At 39.3% G+C, this 25,984-nt stretch carries 19 protein-coding genes; 14 read left to right on the top strand and 5 right to left on the bottom strand.

What is annotated here, in order from left to right:
• Positions 1 to 111: 111 nt before the first annotated feature.
• The 6 genes from JM79_RS14240 to JM79_RS14215 all read left to right on the top strand — a co-directional run bounded on the left by JM79_RS14240 (position 112) and on the right by JM79_RS14215 (position 8,952).
• The gene (locus JM79_RS14240) at positions 112 to 873 is read left to right on the top strand and encodes a polysaccharide biosynthesis/export family protein (RefSeq protein ID WP_260443447.1); all 762 of its coding nucleotides are present in this window, start codon (positions 112 to 114) and stop codon (positions 871 to 873) included.
• A 2-nt stretch (positions 874 to 875) separates the two neighbouring features.
• Positions 876 to 3,272 carry a tyrosine-protein kinase gene (locus JM79_RS14235; protein ID WP_141878790.1) on the top strand — a complete coding sequence of 799 codons (2,397 nt, stop codon included), beginning with the start codon at positions 876 to 878 and terminating at the stop codon, positions 3,270 to 3,272.
• Between the two features lie 49 nt (positions 3,273 to 3,321).
• Positions 3,322 to 4,653 (top strand): capsule assembly Wzi family protein, encoded by a 1,332-nt coding sequence (locus tag JM79_RS14230; RefSeq protein ID WP_141878789.1) that lies wholly within the window; start codon positions 3,322 to 3,324, stop codon positions 4,651 to 4,653.
• Positions 4,654 to 4,706: 53 nt separating this feature from the next.
• Positions 4,707 to 6,083, top strand: coding sequence for a capsule assembly Wzi family protein (locus JM79_RS14225; protein ID WP_141878788.1), 1,377 nt, complete (start codon positions 4,707 to 4,709; stop codon positions 6,081 to 6,083).
• A 134-nt stretch (positions 6,084 to 6,217) separates the two neighbouring features.
• Positions 6,218 to 8,569, top strand: a complete 2,352-nt coding sequence (locus tag JM79_RS14220; protein WP_141878787.1) for a PAS domain S-box protein — start codon at positions 6,218 to 6,220, stop codon at positions 8,567 to 8,569.
• Entirely contained in the window at positions 8,566 to 8,952 is a 387-nt protein-coding gene (locus tag JM79_RS14215) for a response regulator (RefSeq protein WP_141878786.1), read from the top strand. Before JM79_RS14220 ends, JM79_RS14215 begins: the two co-directional genes overlap by 4 nt.
• A gap of 49 nt (positions 8,953 to 9,001) precedes the next feature.
• Here the strand turns inward: JM79_RS14215 and JM79_RS14210 are convergent, their stop codons facing one another.
• The 3 genes from JM79_RS14210 to JM79_RS14200 form a co-directional block, all read right to left on the bottom strand.
• Positions 9,002 to 9,331, bottom strand: a complete 330-nt coding sequence (locus JM79_RS14210; protein WP_141878785.1) for a hypothetical protein — start codon at positions 9,329 to 9,331, stop codon at positions 9,002 to 9,004.
• Positions 9,332 to 9,478: 147 nt separating this feature from the next.
• Positions 9,479 to 10,096, bottom strand: coding sequence for a metallophosphatase domain-containing protein (locus tag JM79_RS14205; RefSeq protein WP_141878784.1), 618 nt, complete (start codon positions 10,094 to 10,096; stop codon positions 9,479 to 9,481).
• Between the two features lie 79 nt (positions 10,097 to 10,175).
• The gene (locus tag JM79_RS14200) at positions 10,176 to 10,388 is read right to left on the bottom strand and encodes a hypothetical protein (protein WP_141878783.1); all 213 of its coding nucleotides are present in this window, start codon (positions 10,386 to 10,388) and stop codon (positions 10,176 to 10,178) included.
• Between the two features lie 184 nt (positions 10,389 to 10,572).
• On the opposite strand from JM79_RS14200, the gene JM79_RS14195 reads away from it, so the two are divergent.
• A complete protein-coding gene (locus tag JM79_RS14195) occupies positions 10,573 to 12,096 on the top strand; it encodes a hypothetical protein (RefSeq protein WP_141878782.1) in 1,524 nt (507 codons plus the stop codon).
• Here the strand turns inward: JM79_RS14195 and JM79_RS14190 are convergent.
• A complete protein-coding gene (locus JM79_RS14190) occupies positions 12,093 to 12,920 on the bottom strand; it encodes a universal stress protein (protein ID WP_141878781.1) in 828 nt (275 codons plus the stop codon). The genes JM79_RS14195 and JM79_RS14190 overlap by 4 nt on opposite strands.
• Before the next feature lie 162 nt (positions 12,921 to 13,082).
• Between JM79_RS14190 and rimP the strand changes: the two genes are divergently transcribed.
• From rimP to infB, 3 genes are read left to right on the top strand one after another with little or no spacing between them, the layout of a single operon-like run.
• The gene (gene rimP / locus JM79_RS14185) at positions 13,083 to 13,544 is read left to right on the top strand and encodes a ribosome assembly cofactor RimP (RefSeq protein WP_141878780.1); all 462 of its coding nucleotides are present in this window, start codon (positions 13,083 to 13,085) and stop codon (positions 13,542 to 13,544) included.
• 12 nt (positions 13,545 to 13,556) lie between these two features.
• Positions 13,557 to 14,789: a transcription termination factor NusA gene (gene nusA / locus JM79_RS14180; RefSeq protein ID WP_141878779.1), complete on the top strand. Its 1,233-nt coding sequence runs from the start codon at positions 13,557 to 13,559 to the stop codon at positions 14,787 to 14,789.
• A 51-nt stretch (positions 14,790 to 14,840) separates the two neighbouring features.
• Positions 14,841 to 17,675, top strand: a complete 2,835-nt coding sequence (gene infB, locus JM79_RS14175; protein WP_141878778.1) for a translation initiation factor IF-2 — start codon at positions 14,841 to 14,843, stop codon at positions 17,673 to 17,675.
• Positions 17,676 to 18,476: 801 nt separating this feature from the next.
• On the opposite strand, the gene JM79_RS14170 is transcribed toward infB, so the two are convergent.
• The gene (locus tag JM79_RS14170) at positions 18,477 to 18,866 is read right to left on the bottom strand and encodes an SPOR domain-containing protein (protein WP_141878777.1); all 390 of its coding nucleotides are present in this window, start codon (positions 18,864 to 18,866) and stop codon (positions 18,477 to 18,479) included.
• A 225-nt stretch (positions 18,867 to 19,091) separates the two neighbouring features.
• Here JM79_RS14170 and JM79_RS14165 point away from each other — a divergent pair, with 225 nt between their 5' ends.
• Genes JM79_RS14165 through JM79_RS14150 form a run of 4 tightly spaced genes read left to right on the top strand, consistent with a single transcriptional unit; the run spans position 19,092 to position 25,981 of the window.
• Positions 19,092 to 20,456, top strand: a complete 1,365-nt coding sequence (locus JM79_RS14165; protein ID WP_185739505.1) for a c-type cytochrome — start codon at positions 19,092 to 19,094, stop codon at positions 20,454 to 20,456.
• Between the two features lie 48 nt (positions 20,457 to 20,504).
• Entirely contained in the window at positions 20,505 to 23,600 is a 3,096-nt protein-coding gene (locus JM79_RS14160; RefSeq protein WP_141878776.1) for a TAT-variant-translocated molybdopterin oxidoreductase, read from the top strand.
• A gap of 33 nt (positions 23,601 to 23,633) precedes the next feature.
• Positions 23,634 to 25,448: an NrfD/PsrC family molybdoenzyme membrane anchor subunit gene (nrfD, locus tag JM79_RS14155; RefSeq protein ID WP_141878775.1), complete on the top strand. Its 1,815-nt coding sequence runs from the start codon at positions 23,634 to 23,636 to the stop codon at positions 25,446 to 25,448.
• Between the two features lie 5 nt (positions 25,449 to 25,453).
• Positions 25,454 to 25,981, top strand: coding sequence for a DUF3341 domain-containing protein (locus JM79_RS14150; RefSeq protein WP_141878774.1), 528 nt, complete (start codon positions 25,454 to 25,456; stop codon positions 25,979 to 25,981).
• The last annotated feature ends 3 nt before the right edge of the window (positions 25,982 to 25,984 follow it).

Here is a 25,984-nt window from a genome sequence, read left to right as displayed (position 1 = left end):
ATCTGATGTTCTACTCCTTTCGCCGCCAATCGGATTACTAAAATTAAGTTAAAATTTAACTGACAATTAATTCTCAACCTATTATTTTTGCGGCGTAAATTAAAATTTTTCATGATTCGTAGACTTTTTTTCTCCATCTGCCTGTTAGGCATATTAAGCTCTTGTGTTAGTAAAAAGAATATCTCATATTTTCAAGGGTTAAATCAGGTTCATGAACTACATCCCGATAATAATCTGGAGATACAACCAGATGATGTGTTGACGATCAGGGTTTCTGCTCCAGAACAGGAAGCGGCACTGCCTTTTAACCTAACCAAATCTGTAGGGAGTATGGCTGGAGGAGCATCTGTAGCCAATGTGGAATTGGAGACTTACCTGGTCGCAAATGATGGAACTATTCAATTTCCTGTTCTTGGGAAGGTAGTAGTAGAAGGCTATACCAATCAGGAACTATCTCTGAAGATGAAAGAACTTCTTGAGGTTTATGTTCAGGATCCCATTGTAAATGTTCGTATTCTGAATTTTCAGATCAGTGTTCTGGGAGAGGTGAGAAGCCCGGGAACTTTTAGTATTCAGGATGATCATATTAGTCTTTCCAAAGCATTGGGACTTGCGGGGGATATTCCATTGAGTGGAGATAGAACAAATGTGTTGGTAATGCGGCAGGACAACAATAAAATTGTACATGAATATCTGGATCTAACTAATCCTGAAATACTGGAATCACCATTTTATAATTTGCAACAAAACGATGTTGTTTATATAGATCCTAACGGTCCTAAAAGACAAACCGCTGGTTATCTGGGAACAGCTTCCACTTACCTGTCCATATTTTCAGTAATAATTTCCTTAGTAATTTTACTTACCAATTAGATATGTCCCAAACATCTAAAAATCCTTCAACCAAAGATCAAAATGAACTCAATCTCAGGGATGAAGCAGAAAAATATTTGAGATACTGGCCCTGGTTTGTCGCCTCGGTAATTTTCTCTTTGCTTATAGCTTATATTAACCTGCGTTACACCGTACCTATTTACAGTACTTCAGCAACCATTATCATCAAAGATGAGAACAGTGGAGGAGGTTCTGAATTTGCAATGATGCAGGATCTTGGAATGTTTAGTGGAATGGGATCAAACAGCATTGAGAATGAACTGGGGATTCTGAAAAGTAGAGAATTGATGCAGGATGTAATGCAAAGTCTCAATTTTACTACTTCCTATTATGCTGAAGGTAATGTGCGAACTACAGAAATATATCAGGGAAGCCCATTATTAGTAGAAATCCTCAATAAAAATTCTGCGAAGGAAACACTGCCTAACCTGCAAATCTCAAAACCGGTTCAGGGGGCCATCACGATCACTAATCTTTCTAGTCAACAAAGTTATAAGGCAAATTTAGGAGAAGCATTTGTGATTGGAGAAACTACACTGGTAGTACGCGATAATTCTAATGGAATTGATATTGAGAATTTCAATTATTATCCCTTAAAAGTTGTTTTTAATAATCCCGTAAGTCTTGCAAATTCGTATCGTTCTCAATTGCAGGTGAAACTGGAGGATTACAATTCTACGTTGGTTAATTTAGGATTAAACGATCCCATTAAAGAGAAGGCGCAGGATATTCTGGATCAACTAATTTTTGAATATAACCGGCAGGCTATTGAAGATAAAAACCTGGTAGCAAGAAATACTGCACAATTCATAGATGAAAGGCTGGCTTTGATAACCGGTGAACTCGACTCTGTAGAAAGCGGGAAAAAAGAATTTAAACAGGATAATAATCTTACTGATATACAGTCTGAATCTCAATTATTTATTGAAAGCGCGAGCGAGTTCAATAAGAAAATGCAGGAAATCGAGACTCAACTGGAATTGAGCAGATCTATGCTGAATTTTATGAATCAGGAGAATGATTCAGATCTACTACCATCCAATCTTGGGCTTGAAGGATCGGGACTCAACGAATACATTGCTCAATATAATGAACTGGTGTTGCAAAGAGACAGGATCCTGGCGGGTTCTACGGAAAAGAACCCGGTTGTTATCAATCTGAATACTCAAATTGAACAATTAAAGAGTAATATTTTCAGTAGTATTCAAAACGTACAGACTAATCTACAAATTGCCAGAGATGATCTCAACCGGCAATCTGCAGTAATAGGTGGAAAGATTTCCGCAGTACCTGGCAAAGAGCAGGAGTTTCGGGGTATTGAAAGACAACAGAATATTAAGGAAGCACTTTATCTATTTCTATTACAGAAAAGAGAAGAGAATAGTCTTACACTAGCAATCACTGCACCTAAAGCTAAGATCGTAGACTCCGCATATAGTTCGGGCACTCCGGTTTCTCCAAACAAACGTAGTATTTACCTAACGGCCCTTTTGATAGGATTGGGAATTCCATTTGCGATAGTTTATCTTAAGAACTTACTTAATAATAAAGTTCGTACTAAAGAGGATATTACAGGTAGCGGACTTAGTATTCCAATCGTTGGTGAGATTCCAAGACTTGCCAAAGGTCAGAATGAACTAATACAGGAGAATGACCGCTCTGTACTGGCTGAATCATTTAGATTGATGCATACGAACTTGCAGTATTTCCTGGCAGAAAATTCGAATGAGATCAATCAAAGAGCGACTACGATCTTTGTGACTTCCACAGTAAAAGGAGAGGGTAAAACATTTATTGCTTTTAACCTGGCTAAAACACTGGCTAATACCGGGAAAAAGGTGCTTATTATGGGAGCAGATCTTAGAAATCCACAGTTACAGAGATTTCAGGAAGAGGCGAAATCCTGGTTGGGTGTAAGTAACTATCTGGTAGATCGTAATCTGCATATTCAGGATTTGATCAAAAATTCAAGTATACATCCAGATCTGGACATTTTAACTTCTGGTAGTATTCCTCCCAATCCTTCAGAATTACTAAGAAGTCATAGACTGGAAGAATTGTTCGAACAGGTGAAAGAATTATACGATTATATTCTAGTTGATACGGCTCCAGCGATGGTAGTGGCAGATACCTTTCTTATTGGCAAACATGCCGATCTCACGCTATATTCTGTAAGAGCTGATTATACGGAGAGGAAATTGCTAAACTTTATTGGGGATGCAAAAGACGATCAAAAACTAAAAAATGCCGGCTTAGTATTGAATAGCGTAAAATCTGCGAATTATGGATATGGTAAGTATGGGTATTCTTATGGTTATGCCTACGGAGTTGAATCACAAGGCTTCTGGGAGAAATTGAAAACAAAACTGAAGTCTTAGTGTATAACAATTTAAAGCTATCACCCCGTAATTATCGGGGTGTTTTTGTATGAGAACAATTCTAATTATAATCGCGTTACTTTTCGCTAAGCAGGTTAAAGCTCAGTGGCAAATCGGCGGAAATATAAGCGCTACTGGATTTATTCATTCCCAGGATGAACTACCATTCTGGCTTTATTCAAATACACGAGCAAGAGTGTCTAGTGACACAGATTTTGCAGGTCATAGTTCTATTTATATTGACTACTTGCAAAACGAAGACTGGACCTTCAAAATTCAAGGAGGGGTTTTTTATGACAATGGGTACTACAGGAATCTACAGATGGATGAACTTTTTGCAGAAATTAATTATAAGAACTTTGGTCTGGTAGTGGGCAGGAAACAACGAAAAGAACTATATGATGGTTTGAGTGCCAGTGATATGAATTTTGCCTGGTCTGTAAATTCAAGACCAATACCTGGAATACAGTTTAGTATGAATGAACCTTTCTGGCTACTAAGGTCTAAAGCATTAGGATTTGAACTTGAGTGGGACGAATTCTTTCTCGAGAAAACCAGGTATGTTTCAAATGCCAGATTGCACCATAAAAAGCTAGCTTTTCATTATCGCAAGCAAGGTTTCAAATTAAGCCTGGGTCTTGATCACTATGCTCAATGGGCTGGGACTTCTCCAGAAACAGGAGTTCAACCAAAGGCAGTATCAGATTATTTTAGAGTCATTACCGGAAGAGGAGGTGGTGAAAATTCTGTGGAAGGCGAACGGCAGAATGCCTTAGGTAATCATCTGGGAGTATATTCTGCTCAACTGTCACAAGATTTCAATTATTTGAATGTACAATTGATATATAATCATTTTTTTGAGGATGGATCAGGTAGCAGGTTCGCTAATATTCCTGACGGTAAATATGCAATTAATGTATCCAATCGTAATCCCGGCGCATGGTGGAATGCAATTCTCTATGAATTTTATTATACTAAGAACCAGAGTAAAAACTCGGGCGGTCCTCAGGATACAGATGCATATTTCAATAATTTCCAGGCATACAGATCAGGCTGGACTTATCATAATAGAATTATCGGCTTGCCGTTTTTTGCTTTTGATGCATCGATACCTGCAGTTACTAATGATAAGTTTCTAGCTCATCACTTCGGAATTGCCTCAGAACTTAAGTTTATAGATAGCTTTCCAATCCAAATGAAAACCAAAGTTTCGATGGTCAATTACTCTGATAGTTCTCTTGAAAATGAACAAATCTACTTTTCTAGCTCACTAAGTTCTCAATTGAATCATTTCAACGTTTCTCTCTTAATTGGAGCCGATCTTAGCCAGCCTATGGATAATTCCCTTGGAACTGGTGTACAGCTTTCCAAATCATTCTGATCCCGATTAGTTTATAAAAACATTATGAACAATTAGTATTTAAAAGATTTAATTTGCCTGAAAATTTCACGATGTACCGGGGCTTAAATCGTTTACTACTCTTTCTTATAATTCCATTATTTAGTGTTCAGGCGCAGTACTCACCAGAATTTGAAGTCAATTTAGAAGCCGGTGGATTTTATAGTCAGGATAATGAACTACCATTCTGGTTATATAGCAATAGAAAAGGACTGGTTGATAGAGAAACTAACTTTTATACACTGGCAGGTGCAAGCTTCGAAATAGATTTATACGAAGGGATCATGTTAAAAGCAGGTGGAACCGGCGTATACCGAGAAGGATTCGATAGTTCAGTATATGCTGATGAATTATTTGTTCAAGGTTATGGAAGATATCTGGATCTTCTTGTAGGAAAACGACATGAAGCAATTGCCTTTGATGGCTTAAGCGCCAGTAACGGTCAGATACTAAACTCTTTAAATTCTCGGGCTTTTCCTGGTATTAAACTTAGCAGTGCTGCACCAATTTTCTTAGGTGTGCAAGAAAAGTTTGGTTTTGAATTTGAATTTGCAGAGTATATACTTAATGACGAAAGAACAGTAGAGAGCACTAGAGTTCATAATAAAAGTCTCCATTTTATTTACGCACCCAATAGTTCTTTAAGCTTTAAGATAGGAGCTGAACACTACGCACAATGGGGTGGGACTTCAAATGCGGAGGGGAAATTGCCCGGTGATTTCGAAGATTATTTGAAGATTTTATATGCAGGTAAAGGTGATGCAGATGCACCAGTTGTAGATCAACAGGTCGCTCTTGGTAACCATTTAGGTAGTTATATGTTAGAAGCCAATTATGACACACAAAACTACTATTTTACCTTTTTCATAAATACCATCTTCGATGACCCTAAAGGTAGCAGGCTAGGAAATGCTCCAGATGGCCAATATGGCTTTTATATGCGGTCTAAGGAGGATCGCACCTGGATTCGAAGTGCGATGTATGAACTTTATTATACCCGTAATCAAAGCAACCATTTAGATCTGGACAATTCCAGTGACTACTTTAATAACTCTGTATATAAATCTGGATGGACCTATAATAATCAAATAATCGGTGCGCCATTTTTTGATTACAGTGAAGAATTAAATAGAGTTGTCAACAATAAATTTATTGCTCATCATCTAGGATTTCAGGGTGATTTTCTAACCTATGGAGAAAAGTATCCTTTTCGGGTTCTTGCTTCTTATACCAGAAAAGATGGAACATACAATGATAAATTCTATCCGAACTTAGATGAATATTATTTATTCAATGAAGTGGGCTTTATCACAAAATGGGTTGATGTAAAACTTAATCTAGCGGTGGAGCTATCTCAACAGGCAGGTCCTAAATTTGGAACAGGTATAGTCCTCTCCAGAACTTTTCTATAATACCCAAACCCGGCTATTCGCCGGGTTTTTTAATATCTATCACCACTTTTTCTATACTGAATAAGTTATACATATTTAACTATATTTGAATCTTAACATTTCAAAGTTTTGTTCAACAGGCCTGAACCCACTGAATGTCAAAAACTAACGATAACCCTAACTCGCCAGGTTTGAACCTGAAGCTTTTGCTGATCTCCCTGGTTAGTGGTCTCTTGCTAGTCATGCTAGGATTCTTTATGCTATGGCAACGTTACCAGATCCTTGTTGACGACAGGCAAACCGAAATGTCATCTATGATCGATGTGGTAGCCCAGAATATCGATCAATCCCTTAAATACAGTTATTCTGCAGCTCTTTCACTGGCTTTGCAGATAGATGAGGAAGGAGAGATTGATAACTTTGAGCTCATCGCATCTCAGTTGGTAGATAATAACCCGAATATTGATGCGATCCAGATCGTACCAGATGGCATTATTACCAAAGTATATCCATTTGAGGAGAATAAGGATGCTATCAATTATAATATTCTTGAGGATCCTACTCGTAATGAAGAGGCTTTTGAAGCGATCGAGCGAAAACGTATGTTTTTCGGAGGTCCTTTCGAACTGAAACAGGGTGGTCTTGCCGTAGTTGGACGATTACCTGTTTTTATAAGGAATGACTTTTGGGGTTTTGTTGCCGTCATCATAAAGTTCGATAATCTTATCCATCAGTCGGGGATACATGAATTATCAGGTGATGACTATCAGTTTCAGTTTTCGAAGATAAATCTGGTATCTGGCAATGAGGAATTTTTTCTGCAGTCCAGACCAGATCTTCATGAGAGTTATTCCGAAGTGATTGACTTGCCAGATGGAGAATGGCGATTATATATTATTCCGCAGTCACTGCACCAGCCGTTTCTAAGACTTATTCCGGTTGCCTTGCTTATTATTTTTCTCGGGGGAGCGGTTGCCTATATACTCTACCAGGTCTTAAAACGTCCTGTGATCATGCAGCAGCGAATGATGTCCCAGGCAGGGGAATTAGCTGAAAGTGAACAACGCTTCAGAACGATCTTTAACCAGGCGGCTATCGGGATGGCTCGTCTTGACACCAACACCGGGATCATCCTGGAGACCAATAAGAAATTTCAGCAATTGTTAGGTTATCCTGAAGATTACCTGGTGGGTAAATCACACATTGACATTACTCATCCTGATGATAACCAGAAGAATATTGAACTTATTGATAAACTTCGTAAAAATGAGATCAATCATTACAGTCTGCAAAAACGCCTTATTCGAAGCGATGGAAAAACCATCTGGATCAATCTAAGCGTTTCTCCGTTATGGGCAGAAGGGGAGCAGGCGACTTCACAGATCGCACTTATCGAAGATATTTCTGCCAGGATGGAGGCAAAGCAATTATTGATCGACAATGAAAACCGCTTTAGAGCCCTAGTGGAAAATAGTGATGAGATCATACTTATTGTAGATACCCAAAATAGCGTTCAATATTATTCTCCTTCACTGGCCAAGGTGTCCAAATATGAAGAGATCGATTTTACCGCCCATGGAGTTTTGCATTATATCCATCCAGATGACCATGATCTTTTAAGACAAAAGATCGAATACTCTTATACAAAGCTTAACGTACCTATTGTAGATATCATCCTTCGGGTAAAGAATGCAGAAGATCACTGGTTCTGGGTAAATGCGACGCTAACAAATATGCTGGACGTTCAAAATGTGAATGGATTTGTGGTGAATCTTCGGGATATTACAGAAAAGCGCGAAGCGGAACTTAACCTTGTAAAGTCGTATGAACTGGTGATGGAACAGAATAAACGTCTGCTAAACTTTGCCTACATCGTTTCACACAATTTACGCTCTCATGCCAGCAACATGCAGTCTATTCTGGAATTGTATACTGAAGAAGATTCAGTAGAGGAAAAGGATCAGTATATAGAATTGCTTCAGAAAGTATCAGGGAATCTCGACCAGTCTCTGCATGATTTGAACGATGTGGTTTCCATTAGCACCAATATGGATATTAGTGTGCAAATTATCAATGTTCGGGAAACACTGGAAAGTACTTTGGAAATCCTAATTCCGCAGATCAATCGAAAAGATGCCAGAATTCGAAATGAAGTTCCGACAACAATGGAGGTTTCTTTTAATTCGGCTTATATGGAAAGTGTATTATTGAATTTTCTTACCAATGCACTCCGTTATACCGAAAATTCAAGAACTCCGGAGATTATCATTTCTGGCTATCAGCATAATGGACGCTGGGTGCTCGAAGTGCAGGACAATGGGATAGGTATTGATATGACTGCTTATGGTGACAAGATATTCGGTCTTTATAAAACTTTTTCCAGTAGAAAAGACGGTCGAGGTGTAGGCCTTTTTATTACAAAAAATCAGGTAGAAGCTATGGGAGGGTCGGTTGATGTGGAGAGTATTCTCGGTGAGGGAACAACCTTTAAAGTTTATTTTAAATGACAGAGAAAATAGCTGTGATAGATGATGATGAGGTCTATCAAATGATCATTAGCAGGTATATTGAAAAATCTAGTGCGTTTAAGCAGGCAGAATATTACCAGTTTCCGAAAGAAGCACTTAAGTATTATATTGAAAATAAGGATAATCTACCTTCCGTGATGCTACTGGATATTAATATGCCCTTGATGGATGGCTGGCAATTTCTGGAGGCTTTGCAATCTCAGTTTCCGGATGTTCATGATCACACAAAGATCTACATTGTGACCTCCTCGATCGCATTTTCAGATAAAGAACGTTTTGAGAATTTTCCGAAGTTGGCAGGTTTTCTATCGAAACCTTTAAATGTTGAGAAGCTTAAAGAAATAGGAGGGAGTCAGAAATAAAAAGTTCGGTGTAGGGACCGAAACTTTATATGTACTTGAAAAATATTAACTAGGCTGCTGAAGTGATATTGTAGTGAGAAAGAATAGTCTCATAAAAAAAGATGCTTTTCTCATCCTTTTTCAGACAGGATTGTAAAAATCTTTCCAGATCCATACACTCAAAGGTAATATTGGTATATTTTTTCTGGCCAACAGGTAATTGTAATTCTATAGTTTGTTCAGCGTAGTTAATCTTCACATTCTTAGCTTCGAAATATTTTTTTACGATAGCTCTATGCATTAACTGAAAATTTGAAGTCTCCAGGTTTTTATTGGATATGCTGTAAGAAATAAGGTTTTTAACCTCGTCTAATAACTCCGGGGTAGTAAAATTGTTCATTGTAAGCTTATTGTTAGGTGTATTGTTGTATGATTTACAATGGCTAAATTACTATTAGACAGGCTAAAAGCTGTTAATAAAAATGTAATACTTCCCTTATTAATAAATTTTTAACCTTACCATAATTTTGTTTACAAATAATTCAGATTACAGATCTAAAACCATCGGTGAACGCATGATGCTACCAGCTTCATCAAGAATAGACAGGTTGTAGAATGAAGTTTTGTTCCTTTTTAGATAACCTGAAGAGTAATGAATATGTCCAAACAAATGAATTTTCGGCTGAACGAAGTCTAATGTTTTCAGCAATTCTTCACATCCAAGACGTTCTCCGGAAGCAATTTGATCCATGATTCCGTATGGAGGGGTATGCGTAATTAGCACATCTGTATCTTCCGGTATCTTATTCCAATGCCTTTGCATTGCCAAACCTCTTTCTCTGTTAAATGCCCAGTTCTCCAATCCTGGAGTTACTGGTGATCCCCAGAATTTTTTATCATTAATGATCAATTCCCGGTCAAGAAGTACTTCTATGCCTTCAGGAATGGTTTTTAATAATTCCTTTTTTTCAAAATAGAAATCGTGATTCCCGGGTATGAGAATTTTGTAGGGATGAGGTTGGTCACTCATCCATTTTAGAAAATTATTGGTTTCGTTCCGGGTGCCACCATCTGTACAATCTCCGGCATGAATAAGCACGTCGCCATCAGGAACGGGTAAATGATGATGCAGATTATGCGTGTCTGCAAGACAAACGAGTCTCATGCTAATTAAATTGGTTGAGTTTAAGACAAAAAAAATCCGTTGATGCAAATCAACGGATTTAATTCTTCTTTCTCAATTATTATTCTTCATCTTCCGATCCTAACTGGAGCATTTCTCCATTAGTTGGTAAGACTTTATCAATCGTTTTCAAAATTCCAAAGGCGACGATCGCAGCAGTTACTACGAAAAATATAAATTTAACCAGTAAACTTTCACTGATTACAAGACTGTAAAACCCGAGAAATAACTCGACCATTACAAATAAAACTTTTACACCGACCTTTAAAAACATTTTTTTCTAATTATTACCCTACAAATATAGCACGCAATAAGCTTAGGTTGAAAGTTTAAAAATAAGTTTGACGAATATTTAACTTTGGTAACTTCTGGCTCACAATCTTTTAAGTTAAATATTCTTAATTCAGCCAGAATCATGCCTGCCGAATAGTAAATTGGCTCACCTAAATCCTGGTAAATTGAAGAAATCAAACAAAATCGCTGCTGGAGTTTTGATCGCAATTGGTGTTCTGGCTCTTGTTTTAGTGATAGCGAACAACATTCTGGAAAGTAAGATCAAGAAGGGAATCGAGAAAAATCTGGATTCTGCAAATGCGGTTTATGAAAAGGTCGATGTTAAGCTTTTAGATCGTTCTGCGGAAGTGATCAATGCTGCCATAAGTATTCGTGGAAAAATGTTGAAAGTTGATACTATCAGATTAAATGATATCGAGATCCTTGAGTATTTAACTGACAAGAATATTGTTATTGGTGATTTGAGAATTTCCAATCCTGAAGTGAAGATCTTTAAACTTCCGAAGAAAGAGAAGGATACGTCCTCTTCCAAAAAACAGAATAGTTTTAAAAATAAGATCAGGATCAAGTCGGTTAGAGTTTCCGGCGGAAGCCTGAAGATCTTTGAAAAAGATAGTTCAACTCATAGACTTTATTCTAAACTTCGCGATATTAGTATGGAGCAGGTGCGAATTGATTCAACCTCTCTGAAAGAATCTGTTCCTTTCAATTATGATCTTATCCTTCTGAATATTGATAGCTTGTTTTATGATCTGAATGATCTTCAGAAATTATACGTCGGCGATCTTGTAATAAGGAATAATGATGTCAAGATCACCGATTTTCAGCTTAAACCGAAGTTCTCCAGAAATGAACATCAGCAGAATATTAGTAAAGAAACCGATTGGTATGATCTTGAGATCGATAGCATTGGGATGCAGGGTCTTACCTGGAGTCTACAGAATGATAGTCTGAAAATTGGAAATTCTCTCACTCATATAGATCAATTCGATTTTGTGATTTATAGAGATAAGTTACAGCAGGATGATAATAGTATTAAACCTTTATATAGTCAAATGTTGCGGGAAATGCCGTTGTTGTTGCAGATTGATAGTATAAGTCTTACGAACGGTTATCTCAAGTATGAAGAGAAGATTCATGCAGATCGCGAGCCGGGAACTGTGGATTTTTCTAATATGAATCTTCAGATAAGTCAGATTTCTAACGTGAATTTGAGTAGGGAAGATTTTCCGGAAACCAGGATCAAGGCCCAGGCAGATTTTATGGAATCTGCATCTCTGGATGTGAATTGGAGTTTTAATATAGCTGATACCCAGGATCGTTTTAATATAAGCGGGGAACTTGGTAGAATAGCTGCGGAACAGATCAATGAATTTATGAAACCAGCCATGAATGTACAGGCACATGGAGAAATTGAGGATCTGTACTTTAATTTTGCAGGTGGACCTTACACAGCTAAGGGTGATATGCGCTTGGAGTATAAGGATTTTAAGATCGAAGTACTGCAGAAGGATGGAAAAGAGAAGAACAAAGTCGTATCTGCACTGGCGAACCTTATCGTGAAGAATAAAGCGCAAAATAACAAAGCAAATCATAAAGATATTACTGTGGACAGGGATAGAACGAAATCCTTCTGGAACTATCTCTGGAATATGATCAAGAATGGAGCTTTAAAAGCATTTATTTAAATTCTGAAAGTTACTACCGGCCTGTTAGCATGATTGACCAGGTCTTCGCTAATACTTCCATTGAAAAAGTGTGCGAGACCTTTACGACCATGCGTTCCAATTCCAAGCAGGTCTGCTCCTCGCTTACGAGCAAAATTTAGAATACCTTTTTCAACGCTAATGTCATTATATATATGAATATTAGTTTCCAGCTCAGGATATTCTTCAGTGAATTTCAGCATTCTTTTAGTAGCTTCCGCAGTGCTTAAAAAGTCATTGGGCGTGTTTACGAATAACAGGTGCATTTGCGTATCGATTGCCTGGGCAAATTTCATGGCCCTGGAAAGCAGGTCTTTTTGATCTGAAGTAGCATCTGTAGCGAACACAAAATTTTCAATTCTGAAGTCAGGAATTTCATTTTTGATGACCAATACAGGAATTTCAGAATTACGAACTACTTTCTCTGTATTGGAACCAATGAACATTTCCTGGTAGCCGCTAGCGCCATGTGAACCCATCACGATCATTTCGCAATTCTTCTCATGGCTAATTTCAATAATTCCTTCAAAAGCCCTGTGGAACTGAACGGTTTCGTGAACCTTTATTCCTTCAAGATAGTCTGACATCTTTAATTTGGAGAATCTTTGATGCGCTAGCTTCATAAAAAATAACGCCTCTGGAACGTTCTGGCTACTGCCGTGCACCGGGTCGATCAACATCATTGGTAGCTCCAGCATATGGAGCAAATAGATCTCACTGTCGAATTTTCGGGCCAGTTGTGCAGCGACTTTAAGAGCTTTTTCGGCCTGATCGCTAAAATCGGTGGGAACGAGAATATTTTTCATAATTCGAAGTAATAGATTGAAGGTGAAGTCTCTATTAAATTTACGAAGAATATTTCATTTCCTCTGGCGTTTTTATACTTGAAAAATATTGCTATATTTGCAGCGTTGAAACTAAAATTTTGGTACAGCGAGGGGACAGAAGTCCCCTCTTTTTATAAACATATGCTGAAGGATAAAGTAGAAAAATTAGCAGAGCAGGTCTTTGAAGAGAATAAGAATTTATTCTTAATAAGCCTTGAAATGAACTCCGCTAATCACATTAAGATCGTAATAGACGGTGATGAGGGAGTTTCAGTAAATGATTGTATTACAGTAAGTCGCGGGATCGAGCATAATCTCGACAGAGAAGAGGAAGATTTTTCGCTGGAAGTGACTTCTGCAGGGGTTTCTGAACCTTTGAGCTTACCAAGGCAATACAGGAAAAACATAGGTCGCAGGCTGAAAGTGAAAACTGAAAATGATAAGTTTGAAGGAGATCTTCTGGCTGCAGACGAAAAAGAGATCAAGCTAGCCTGGAAAGCCAGGGAGCCCAAGCCGGTAGGTAAAGGGAAGGTCACAGTTGATAAAGAGGCAACATTGTCTTATGATGAGATTGTGGAAGCGAAAGTTAAAATAACATTTTAATCACAAATTGATATGGAAAATATCGCGTTGATTGAATCATTCTCAGAATTTAAGGATGATAAGCTTATAGACAGGGTTACGCTTATGGCGATCCTGGAAGACGTTTTCAGAAATGCTTTGAAGAAAAAGTATGGAGAAGACGATAATTTTGATATTATTGTAAACCCTGATAAAGGAGATCTTGAGATCTGGAGAAACCGGATCGTTGTTGCAGATGGTGAAGTAGAAGATTCCAATAGGGAAATTTCTCTTGCTCAGGCCAGAAGGATCGAACCCGATTTTGAAGTTGGTGAAGATGTTTCAGAAGAAGTGAAGCTTATTGATCTTGGAAGAAGAGCTATTTTGGCATTGCGTCAAAACCTTATCTCGAAGATTCATGAGCATGATAACACGAATATTTATAAGCAGTTTAAAGATCTTGAAGGAGAGATTTATACTGCAGAAGTTCATCATATAAGGCACAGAGCAATCATTCTCCTTGATGACGAGGGCAATGAAATTGTGCTTCCTAAAGACCGCCAGATTCCATCAGATTTCTTCAGAAAAGGAGAAAATGTACGTGGGATCATTGAAAGCGTGGAGTTAAAAGGTAACAAGCCTACCATCATCATGTCCCGAACCGCACCAGGTTTCCTTGAGAAGTTATTCGAGCAGGAAATCCCTGAAGTGTTCGATGGTTTAATTACTATCAAAAAAGTTGTTCGTGTACCTGGTGAAAAAGCGAAAGTAGCAGTAGATTCTTATGATGATAGGATCGATCCTGTAGGTGCCTGTGTGGGAATGAAAGGTTCTCGTATTCACAGCATCGTTCGTGAGCTTGGAAATGAAAACATTGATGTGATCAATTTCACCAATAATGAGCAGTTATTCATCACAAGAGCCCTGAGCCCTGCGAAGATAACCAGCATTAAAATGGATGAGGAAGCTAAAACTGCTGAGGTAATGCTGAAGCCGGAAGAAGTTTCCAAAGCAATTGGTAGAGGTGGTCACAACATTAGACTGGCCGGGCAATTAACCGGTTATGAGATCGATGTTTACAGAGAAGGTGTTGAGGAAGATGTAGAGTTAAAAGAGTTTACAGATGAAATTGAAGATTGGGTAATCGCCGAATTTTCAAAAATTGGTCTGGATACTGCAAAGGCTGTATTGGAACAGGATGTTGATGATCTTGTACGTCGTACAGACCTTGAGGAAGAAACCATCAAAGACGTTATGTCGGTTCTTCGCTCAGAATTTGAAGAATAATATTTTTTTAATATAGATTACATTAAAAGAGGTTAATTTAGAGGGCAATTTATGGCAGAAGCGAAAACAACGCGATTAAATAAAGTTCTACGTGAGTTCAATATCTCGTTAGACAGGGCTGTGGAATATCTTACTTCCAAAGGCTACGAGATTGATGCACGTCCAACTACCAAGATCTCGGGAGAAATCTACGAGGTGCTTTCTGACGAGTTCCAAACCGATAAGAGTAAAAAGGTTGCTTCCAAAGAAGTAGGAGAAGAGAGAAAGAAGGAGAAGGAGGAACTTCGCAAGGAAATAGAGGAAAAGCGTAAAGCTGAAGAGGTGAAGAAAGAAGAAGTTTCTTCTTCCCGAGCCAAGCTTGCCGGTCCTAAAACGGTTGGTAAGATAGACCTGGACAAAAAGCCCGGAGAGCAAGCTCCTGCGGAAGAAGCCTCTAAAGAAACTGAAGAAGTAAAAGAAACTCCAGCTGAACCTGTCAAAGAAGCTGAGAAGACTACTGAAGAAAAAGAACAACCAGCAAAATCTGCAGAAAAGCCTAAAGAGGTTTCTGCGGAAAAACCTGCTGAGAAAAAAGAAGCTCCTGCTCCTAAGAAGGAGGAAGCTCCGGTTGCTAAAAAAGAAGAAGCGAAGCCAGAAGTGAAAACTGAGGCTAAAGCTGAAACTGAAAAAGCTCCCGATGCTCCAGAAGCTACCGAAGAGAAGAAAGAAGAAGGTTCTGATACGATCAAGACCAACTACACGAAGCTCGACGGACCTAACTTCACCGGTAAGAAGATCGACCTTTCACAGTTCAAGAAACCTGTAAAGAAGAAGGACGAGAAGAAAACCGAATCTAAGGACGAAAAGGACAAGCGTAAGAAACGTCGTCGTCGCATCAGTAAAGATGTAAAAGGTGGTGGTGGAAACAGTCCGCGTGGTGCAGCTGCCAAAAAAGGCGGAAGAGCAAGAAGCAAACCTATTACAAAGGAAGAGCCAACTGAAGAAGAAGTACAGAAACAAGTACGTGAAACTCTGGAGAAACTTCAGGGGAAATCTTCTAAAGGTAAAGGTGCTAAATATAGAAGACAGAAAAGAGACGAACACAGGCAACGTTCTGCAGATGATCTTGCACAGCAGGAATCTGATGATAAGATCTTAAAGGTAACAGAATTCGTTACTGTAAGTGAAGTTGCAACTATGATGGATGTTCAGGTAACTAAGATTATCTCAGCATGTATGTCCCTTGGAATGATGGTAACCATGAATCAGCGTCTAGATGCTGAAACATTAACTATCGTTGCTGAAGAATTTGGCTATGAAGTTGAATTCACCACTGCAGATGTAGAAGAAACAGTTGAAGAAGTTGAAGAGAATCCTGAAGATCTTGTAACCAGAGCTCCAATCGTAACTGTAATGGGTCACGTGGATCATGGTAAAACATCCTTATTGGATTACGTTCGTAAAGAGAATGTAATTGCCGGTGAAAGTGGGGGGATCACGCAGCATATTGGTGCATATGGAGTTGAGCTTGATGGCGGACAAAAAATTGCATTCCTGGATACTCCTGGTCACGAAGCCTTTACGGCGATGCGTGCTCGTGGTGCACAGGTAACAGATATCGCGATTATTGTGATTGCGGCAGATGATGATGTGATGCCTCAAACAAAAGAAGCGATCTCTCACGCACAGGCTGCAGGAGTTCCAATCATCTTCGCGATCAACAAATCTGATTTGCCAACGGCGAATCCAGAAAAGATAAAAGAGAAACTTGCCCAGATGGATCTTCTTGTAGAAGACTGGGGTGGTAAGATTCAGTCACATGATATTTCTGCGAAAACAGGAGCTGGCGTGAAAGAATTACTTGAAAAAGTACTTCTTGAAGCTGAAATCCTGGAATTGAAGGCTAATCCTAAGAAACTTGCCAAAGGTACAGTGGTGGAAGCATTCCTTGATAAAGGTCGGGGTTATATTGCAACTATTCTTGTTCAGGCTGGTACTCTTAAGATTGGAGATTATGTACTTGCCGGTAGAAATAGTGGTAAAATCAAAGCAATGCATGATGAGCGTGGTCACGAGGTGAAAGAAGCCGGACCATCTACGCCAGTGTCTATTTTAGGACTTGATGGTGCTCCTCAGGCAGGTGATACTTTCAAAGTCATGGAAGATGAGCGTGAAGCAAAAGATATCGCAGCACGTAGAACTCAGTTACAACGTGAGCAGAATGTTAGAACTCAGCGTCACATAACGCTTGATGAAATTGGTAGACGTATCGCACTTGGTGACTTTAAAGAACTTAATATAATCCTGAAAGGGGATGTGGATGGTTCAGTAGAAGCGCTTACAGATAGTTTCCAGAAGCTTTCTACGGAAGAGATTCAAGTGAATATTATACATAAAGGAGTTGGTGCAATTACTGAAAGTGATGTACTGTTAGCTTCAGCATCTGATGCGGTAATTATAGGATTTAATGTTCGACCTGCAGGTAATGCCAGAATGGTGGCTGATAAGGAAGAAATTGATATCCGTACTTACTCGATCATCTACGATGCGATCAATGATCTTAAAGATGCGATGGAAGGTATGCTTTCACCGGAACTTAAAGAGGAGATCACTGGTACTGCAGAGATTAGAGAGACCTTTAAGATCTCTAAGGTTGGTACGATCGCTGGTTGTATGGTAACTGCAGGAACTATCTACAGAAGTGCTGGAATACGCCTTATTAGAGACGGCGTAGTCGTTTACACTGGAGAACTAGCTTCATTAAAACGTTTCAAAGATGACGTTAAAGAGGTGAAGAAAGGTTATGATTGTGGTCTTCAGGTTAAGAACTACAACGACATTAGAGAAGGTGATGTAGTAGAAGCATTTAGAGAAGTAGAGGTTAAGAAAACCTTGAAATCAAAATAAACTGAGTAGGATACTCAAGAAAAAAAGCGGCTCTATGAGCCGCTTTTTTTTTGTTAGTGGTGTCGACAGTATTTGTGGGAAATTATTGATACCAAAAGCTCAGATTCGTGCCAATATGGATTGTGTAATAAGATATTAATAGTACCTATTAGTCTTTGTTTCTGAAGATTCAAATCAATTCCTGCAAAACCCATTATAGTATGTTTTGATGATTTCTGCGTACCCATAAAATTGCAGGTTTGGATTTAACCATTGATGAGTTGAGGGCAGCTACTATTTTTAGAGACAGCAATCGCATTGGTGCAGTTCAGCAGTAAACTGCATTGACTAGCTGGAAAGCAAAACATCCCATTCGGAATAACTATAAGTGTGAAATATCTAATTAGATTGCAGGAATCAAATTAGATTAATAACCTTGATTCTTTGGGTAATTCATAGTTACAAATATGACCCCGGATTAATTGATTTCCATGTAAGATTTTAAGACTGTGGCTTTTTCGAGTATGAATTTTCAATGTTTGCTTTACATGTTCTAACTTGAAAACTATAGATATATCTCCACTCGTTGTGGAATAAGAGTATGAGTAGTTGACTATAGAAAACCCGGAATTGACCGAGAAGTACATCTCAGGAAGAGTTGGGGATAAGGGCGATGTAACTTTATTTAAAATCCTGGATTATTGAGAAATCTTCAGCTATACGTACTTGATCTGGTATGGTGTTCGGGCATATCAGTTCCCGAAAATCTTTCAACAAAAAAGCGGCTCATCGAGCCGCTTTTAATGTATAATATTCAAATTCTTATTTCCTCTGTGGCTTCGGAATAAAAGCTGAAGGAAAGTCTTCTTTAAGAGTAAGGAGCGCTCTATCTGCTTCCAGTCTGTTTCTAAAGTTACCTACCCATACTTTATAATTTGGAGCTTCATAGGCGATCTTGGATGGGTATTCGTAAAGATTCCGGTACTTCTGAATTACCTCGTTTGCTTTACCATTATCACCATAAAATAACTGTATCACGAAGCGGTCACCAATTTTATTATTATCACTCAATTCTTTCTTAACTTCCATTAGTTTATCGATCTTTTTGCTTTGTTGAATTTCAACACTGGCTTGTTGAGCGCTGGAACTCAGATTAAAAAGAAGGAAAAAAGCTGCAATCGCAAATGAGTACTGTATATTAGGTTTTTTCATAGCTTGTGGTCTTTTGACAAATGTAAAATATAATAACTTAAACAGCTTGTAAAATATTATTTAGAACTATTATAAATTACCCATTAACACTTATCTAACATTCCTAGAATCGTCTATAAGTATTACTTTTGTGCCTGAATTTAAAGGTACCTTTTTAGGTATTTAGCCCTAAAATACTGAGTGTAAAAACCGTACCAAAGTTTAGACGTTAATCGAACTTAAAATATGAAAAAGGTGATTTTCCGCCATTCAATTTCGCGACAACTACTCTTAAGCGTAGCTTTCTTATTTACATTTTCTCTGTTCGCGCATGCGCAGGATCAGACGGCGCAGGATAGTACAGCTCAGGCTGAGTCTGGCCCGGCGACCGAAGCTGATGCTGGTGCTGGAGCAGCTGCTGCCTCTCTTGGAGATGCTGCTGCTGGTAAAGAATTATTCAATTCATTGTGTGCAGCCTGTCACAAACCTTATTCTAATTCTATTGGTCCTGCCTTAAATGGTGCGACAGATAGACATGAAATGGAATGGCTTTATGACTGGATCCAGAATTCTGCTGCATTGATCGCCAGTGGTGATGCTGAAGCTAATGAAGTTTACAATGAATGGAATCAAACGGCAATGCCGGCTTTTCCTCAATTGACCGAGAGTGATATTGATAATATTCTTGCTTACGTTGAGCAGCCTAAACCAGAGCCAACAGCGGCAACTACTGGTGCAGCTCAGTCAGGTGGAGGTGAAGGTTCAGGTGGTGTTTCTGTAAATATCATTTTAGGAATTCTTGCTTTTGTATTGGTGCTTCTTCTTGTGGTGCTTTTCCTTGTAAACAAAACATTAAGAAATTTCGCTTCTGCGTCTGGAATTGCAATTCCGGAGAAGCCAAAAACTAAACCTTTATACCAGTCTTTCGTAGAGAATCAATTCCTTCTTGTGGTAACCTCAATCTTTGTGTTGCTTACTGTTGGTTACTTCTCTTACGGTTTTTTAATGCAGATTGGTGTTGATCAGGGATATCAGCCAATTCAGCCAATTCACTATTCACATAGAATTCACGCAGGTGATAATCAGATCGAGTGTAAGTACTGTCACTCTTCTGCAAGAGTTTCTAAACATTCCGGGATTCCTTCTCTAAATGTTTGTATGAACTGTCACAAGGCTATTGCTGAAGTGTCTCCTGAAACGGCTACTGAAGAATACTCTAAAGAATTTTACGATAAAGAGATCGCAAAGTTATATGATGCGACCGGTTGGGATCCAGCTTCCAGAACTTATTCTGGAGAAGAGAAACCAGTTAAATGGGTTCGTATTCATAACCTGCCAGATTTCGCATACTTCAATCACTCGCAGCACGTAAGTGTAGCTGGAATTGAATGTCAGAAATGTCATGGTCCTATCGAAGAAATGGAGATCGTATATCAAAACGCGCCTCTAACCATGGGATGGTGTATTAACTGTCACCGTGAAACGAATATCAGAATTGAGGGTAACGAGTACTATGAAAAGATTCATGAAGAGTTATCTAAGAAATATGGTGTAGAAGAGCTTACGGCTGCTCAAATGGGTGGTTTAGAATGTGGTAAGTGTCACTACTAAAATCCTGAAGTTCAGGTTTAATTTAAGAAGCTAATATTTAGATATAATATGTCATCAAACAAGAAATACTGGAAAAGTGTTGAAGAGCTGGAAGATAAAAGCTCTGTTGTTGAGACGCTCCAGCAAAAGGAATTCGCCGAGGAGATCCCGATTGAGGACTTTCTTGGGGATAAAGAAAATCTTGCAGATTCAAAAACTTCAAGACGTGATTTCCTTAAGTATGTTGGTTTCAGTACAGCAGCGGCATCACTGGCTGCCTGTGAAGGCCCGGTGGTAAAGTCTATTCCTTACGTGGTTCAGCCAGACAGGATCGTTCCTGGTGTTGCTAACTACTATGCGACAACTATTGCTGATGGTTTCGACTTCGCTAGTGTATTGGTTAAGACACGTGAAGGTCGTCCTGTAAAAATTGAAAATAATGATCTTTCGAAGTTCAAGGGCGGAGTTAACGCTCGTGTTCATGCTTCGGTACTTTCATTGTATGATACTAAAAGGGTTAAACGCCCAATGATTGAAGGAAGAAATGTTTCATGGGAAGAATTCGACCGTCAGGTTGTTTCAGATCTTGAAAACGCTAACGGCGAGGTGGTATTGCTTACGCAAACATTTGCTAGTCCTTCAACTGCAAAACTAATTCAGGAGTTTTCTTCGAAATTTGGGAATGTACGCCATGTAGTGTATGATACTGTTTCAGAAGATCCTGCATTGAATGCATTTCAGTCTAAATACGGAAGACGTGCGCTGCCTCACTACGATTTCTCTAAAGTAGAAACAGTAGTTGGTGTTGGTGCAGATTTCCTTGGTGACTGGCAAGGTGGTGGTTTTGATGCTGCTTTTGCAAAAACCAGAATACCTGAAAATGGTAAAATGTCACGTCATATCCAGTTTGAATCGAATATGTCATTGACCGGAGCAAATGCAGATAAGCGTGTTCCTGTTAAACCATCTGAGCAAAAAGCCGTTATGGCTGCTCTTAAAGGTTATATCGCTGGTGGTTCTACCAGTGGTCTTTCTGAAAAGCTTGATGATGCAGTCGTGAAAGCGGCAAGACAGCTTAGAAAAGCAGGAAGTGCTGCTGTGGTTGTATGTGGAATTCCAGATGAGGAAGCACAGGGATGGGCGTTGGAGATCAACGAAGCTTTGGGAAGTCAAGTAATGGATTCTTCGAATGCTCGAGTAACTCGCCAGGGAAATGCTAGTGAAGTAGCGCAACTGGTAAAGGATATGAATAACGGAAGTATCGGCGCTCTTATGATCGCTGGTCTAAATCCGGTTCATACGCTTCCAAATTCTAAAGAATTTGTGGAAGGTCTTAAAAAAGTGAAAACTGTAGTTGATTTTACTACAAGAACTGATGAGACTTCTAAACTAAGTAAATATGTTGCTGCAACTCCGCACTATCTTGAAAGCTGGGGAGATATTCAGTATAGCGAAAAGGCTTTCAGCCTTATGCAGCCAACAATAAGACCATTATTTGATACCAGACAATTTCAGGATACGTTATTGAAATGGACAGATAATAACCAGTCTTATTACGAATATATTCAGGAAACCTGGTCTGGCGGACTTGGAGATCGTAACTGGAGCGAAGTGCTTCATGATGGTGTCTTTGAAGCTAGTTCACCAGTAGCTCTTCCGGCTTCAGCAGGAAGCAGTGCATCAGCTATTTCCTACAGCATTGATGATCTTGACGGTGAAGGTTTTGAATTAAGTCTTTATACCAACACTGCGATTGGAGATGGACAGCAGGCGAACAACCCATGGTTGCAGGAAATGCCAGATCCATTAACCAGAGCAAGTTGGGATAACTACATTACCATGTCTAAGGCAGATGCCGAGGCGATGGGAGTTATGAACGAACATGTTGCAAATGGCGGACTTAACGGTAGCTATGTCAATGTTAGCGTTGGTGACACAGTAGTTCAGAATGTTCCGGTTTATATCATGCCAGGACAGGCAAAAGGATCTGTCGGTCTTGCACTTGGATACGGTAGAAAGGCCGGTGTTCAGGAAGAGATGCAAACAGGTGTGAATGCGTATCCATTGTACAATGACTTTAGATCTGTTCAGAAGGTAAAAATAGAAAAAGCTCCGGGTGTTCATGAATTCGCCTGTGTTCAGCTTCATAATACATTGATGGGTCGTGGAGATATTATCAAGGAAACAACCCTTGAGATTTTCAATACTAAAGATGCTCACGTATGGAACCATGTTCCAGAGGTTTCTTTAGATCACCAGGAAACTCCAGTAACTTCTCCGGAAGTTGATATCTGGGAGAGTTTCGATAGATCTACAGGTCCTCACTTCAATTTGAGTATCGACCTGAATGCATGTACCGGATGTGGTGCTTGTGTGATCGCCTGTCATTCTGAAAACAACGTTCCTGTAGTTGGAAAAGAGGAAGTAAGAAAGTCCAGAGATATGCACTGGTTGCGTATTGACCGTTACTTCTCTTCTGAAGAGAATTTTACTGAAGATATCGAGGAAAAAGAAGATGCTTCAGGTCTTGGTTTTGGAGACTATATCTTTGGGGATAGAGAAGGAGAAGGTTCGTTGTCTACTTTCGACAGACTTGAATCTACGGCTGATAATCCTCAGGTTGTATTCCAGCCGGTAATGTGTCAGCATTGTAACCATGCTCCATGTGAAACAGTTTGTCCTGTTGCGGCAACTTCTCACGGTAGACAGGGTCAGAATCAAATGATTTATAACAGATGTGTTGGTACTAGATACTGTGCGAACAACTGTCCTTATAAAGTACGTCGTTTCAACTGGTTCAATTACGCTCAGAATGATGAGTTTGATTATCACCTGAACAACGACCTGGGTAGAATGGTTCTTAATCCTGACGTTACTGTACGTTCCAGAGGGGTAATGGAGAAATGTTCTATGTGTATTCAAAAAACTCAGAAAACCATTCTTGATGCGAAGAGAGAAGGTAGAACGATCGAAGATGGAGAATTCCAGACTGCTTGTTCTGCTGCTTGTGATAAAGGTGCGATGGTCTTTGGGGATGTGAATAACAAAGACTCGAAAGTTCTTGAAAAGAAAAATGACGACAGGATGTATCATCTTCTTGAGTATGTAGGTACAAAACCAAACGTGATGTACCAGACGAAAGTTAGAAATACAACCGAAGCTTAAAATAACGAATAACTAAGAATCAATTAGAAGGATATGTCTCATTACGAAGCACCTATACGAAAGCCTCTAGTTACCGGGAACAAAAGCTATCACGATGTGACGGTAGATGTTGCTGCTCCGGTTGAAGGACGGGCTAACAAATCCTGGTGGATAGTTTTCTCTATTGCCCTTGTTGCCTTTCTTTGGGGTGTAGGATGTATAGTTTACACAATTTCTACAGGTATTGGTACCTGGGGATTAAACAAAACCGTAGGTTGGGCCTGGGATATTACCAACTTCGTGTGGTGGGTAGGTATTGGTCACGCCGGTACACTTATCTCTGCTGTACTATTGCTTTTCCGCCAGAAATGGAGAATGGCAATTAACAGGTCTGCAGAGGCAATGACCATTTTCTCTGTAATGCAGGCTGGTCTTTTCCCGCTTATTCACATGGGCCGTCCATGGCTGGCATATTGGGTACTTCCAATTCCTAACCAGTTTGGATCACTATGGGTGAACTTTAACTCGCCACTTCTTTGGGATGTATTTGCGATCTCTACGTATCTTTCTGTATCACTGGTATTCTGGTGGACTGGATTACTACCTGATTTTGCAATGATCCGTGACCGTGCGATCACTCCTTTTACTAAGAAAGTCTACGGAATTCTATCCTTTGGATGGAGTGGACGTGCTAAAGACTGGCAACGTTTCGAAGAGGTATCGCTAGTACTTGCCGGATTGGCAACGCCACTTGTACTTTCTGTACACACAATTGTATCTTTTGACTTTGCAACATCGGTAATTCCGGGATGGCATACGACCATTTTCCCTCCTTACTTCGTTGCGGGTGCGATCTTCTCTGGATTTGCGATGGTGAACACCTTACTTATCATCATGAGAAAGGTTTCCAATCTTGAAGACTATATAACTATTCAGCATATCGAATTGATGAACATCGTGATCATGATCACAGGTTCTATTGTAGGTACTGCATATATTACTGAGTTAGTGATCGCATGGTACTCTGGTGTTGAGTACGAACAGTATGCATTCCTTAACAGGGCTACCGGACCTTACTGGTGGGCATACTGGAGTATGATGACCTGTAACGTGTTCTCTCCACAGTTCATGTGGTTCAAGAAATTACGTACCAGCATTATGTTCTCTTTCTTTATTTCAATCGTAGTAAACATCGGGATGTGGTTCGAACGTTTTGTAATTATCGTGACTTCACTTCACCGTGATTACCTTCCATCTTCATGGACGATGTTCTCACCAACATTTGTGGATATCGGGATCTTTATTGGAACCATTGGATTCTTCTTTGTGTTGTTCTTACTATATGCTCGTTCGTTCCCAGTGATCGCTCAGGCAGAGGTAAAAACAATTCTGAAGGCTTCCGGAGAAAAGTATAAAAAACTAAGAGCTCAGCATGGTGATGATGTCTTGCATTACGATCCTCAGGCAGTAGGTAGAAATCCTATGCAGAATGAGGAAGATGGAATTCACCATAAAATTGAAGATACAGAACATCAAAAAACGGTAGAAGCAGATCATCCTCATGAGGATACTGTGAACGCAGATGGTATGGTAGTTTCAGAAGTGATGAAAGACCGTATCGATGAGATGTTAGGAAGAATTGGTACTTATGATCCTGCAACACAGTCTGCAGATGATCTTACCAGACTTAAAAATGTCGGACCATTATTGCAACAGCATTTCCATCAGGTTGGTATTTACCTTTTCGACCAGGTTAGTAAATTGACAGAACAGGATTTTGTCTTGCTTGATGAAGTGATCGAAAACTTCCCTATCCAGGCTAACAGAGCTGGATGGACAGAGCAGGCAAACAAACTAAAAAATAAATAATCAGGATGGCATCTAAAGTTTTACACGCTATTTACCAAGATGACGACCTGCTTTTACAGGCTGTAAAGCAGATTCGTGAAGCACGCTATCATATTGGAGAGATCTATTGTCCATTTCCGGTTCACGGACTTGATAAAGCAATGGGACTTGCTCCAACAAGACTTGCCATCACCGCATTCCTTTATGGATTGGTTGGTTTGGCAGTAGCAGTTGCTATGATGAATTTTATCATGATCGAGGACTGGCCACAGGATATTGGAGGAAAACCAAGTTTTAGCTTTCTTCAGAATATGCCGGCATTCGTACCTATCATGTTTGAACTTACAGTATTCTTTGCAGCTCACCTTATGGTAATCACCTTCTATATGAGAAGTAGATTATGGCCATTTAAAAAAGCTGAAAACCCTGATGTAAGAACTACAGATGACCTGTTTCTTATGGAAGTGGATGCTGCGAACCATAACATAGATGATCTTACCAAGTTTCTTTACGATACTGGTGCATCTGAAATTAGATTAATAGATAATAAATAGTGA

It is taken from the genome of Gramella sp. Hel_I_59, from assembly GCF_006714895.1.
GTDB lineage: Bacteria > Bacteroidota > Bacteroidia > Flavobacteriales > Flavobacteriaceae > Christiangramia.
Note: the sequence above shows the minus strand (reverse complement) of the source record. Positions and strands in the feature narration are given on the sequence as shown.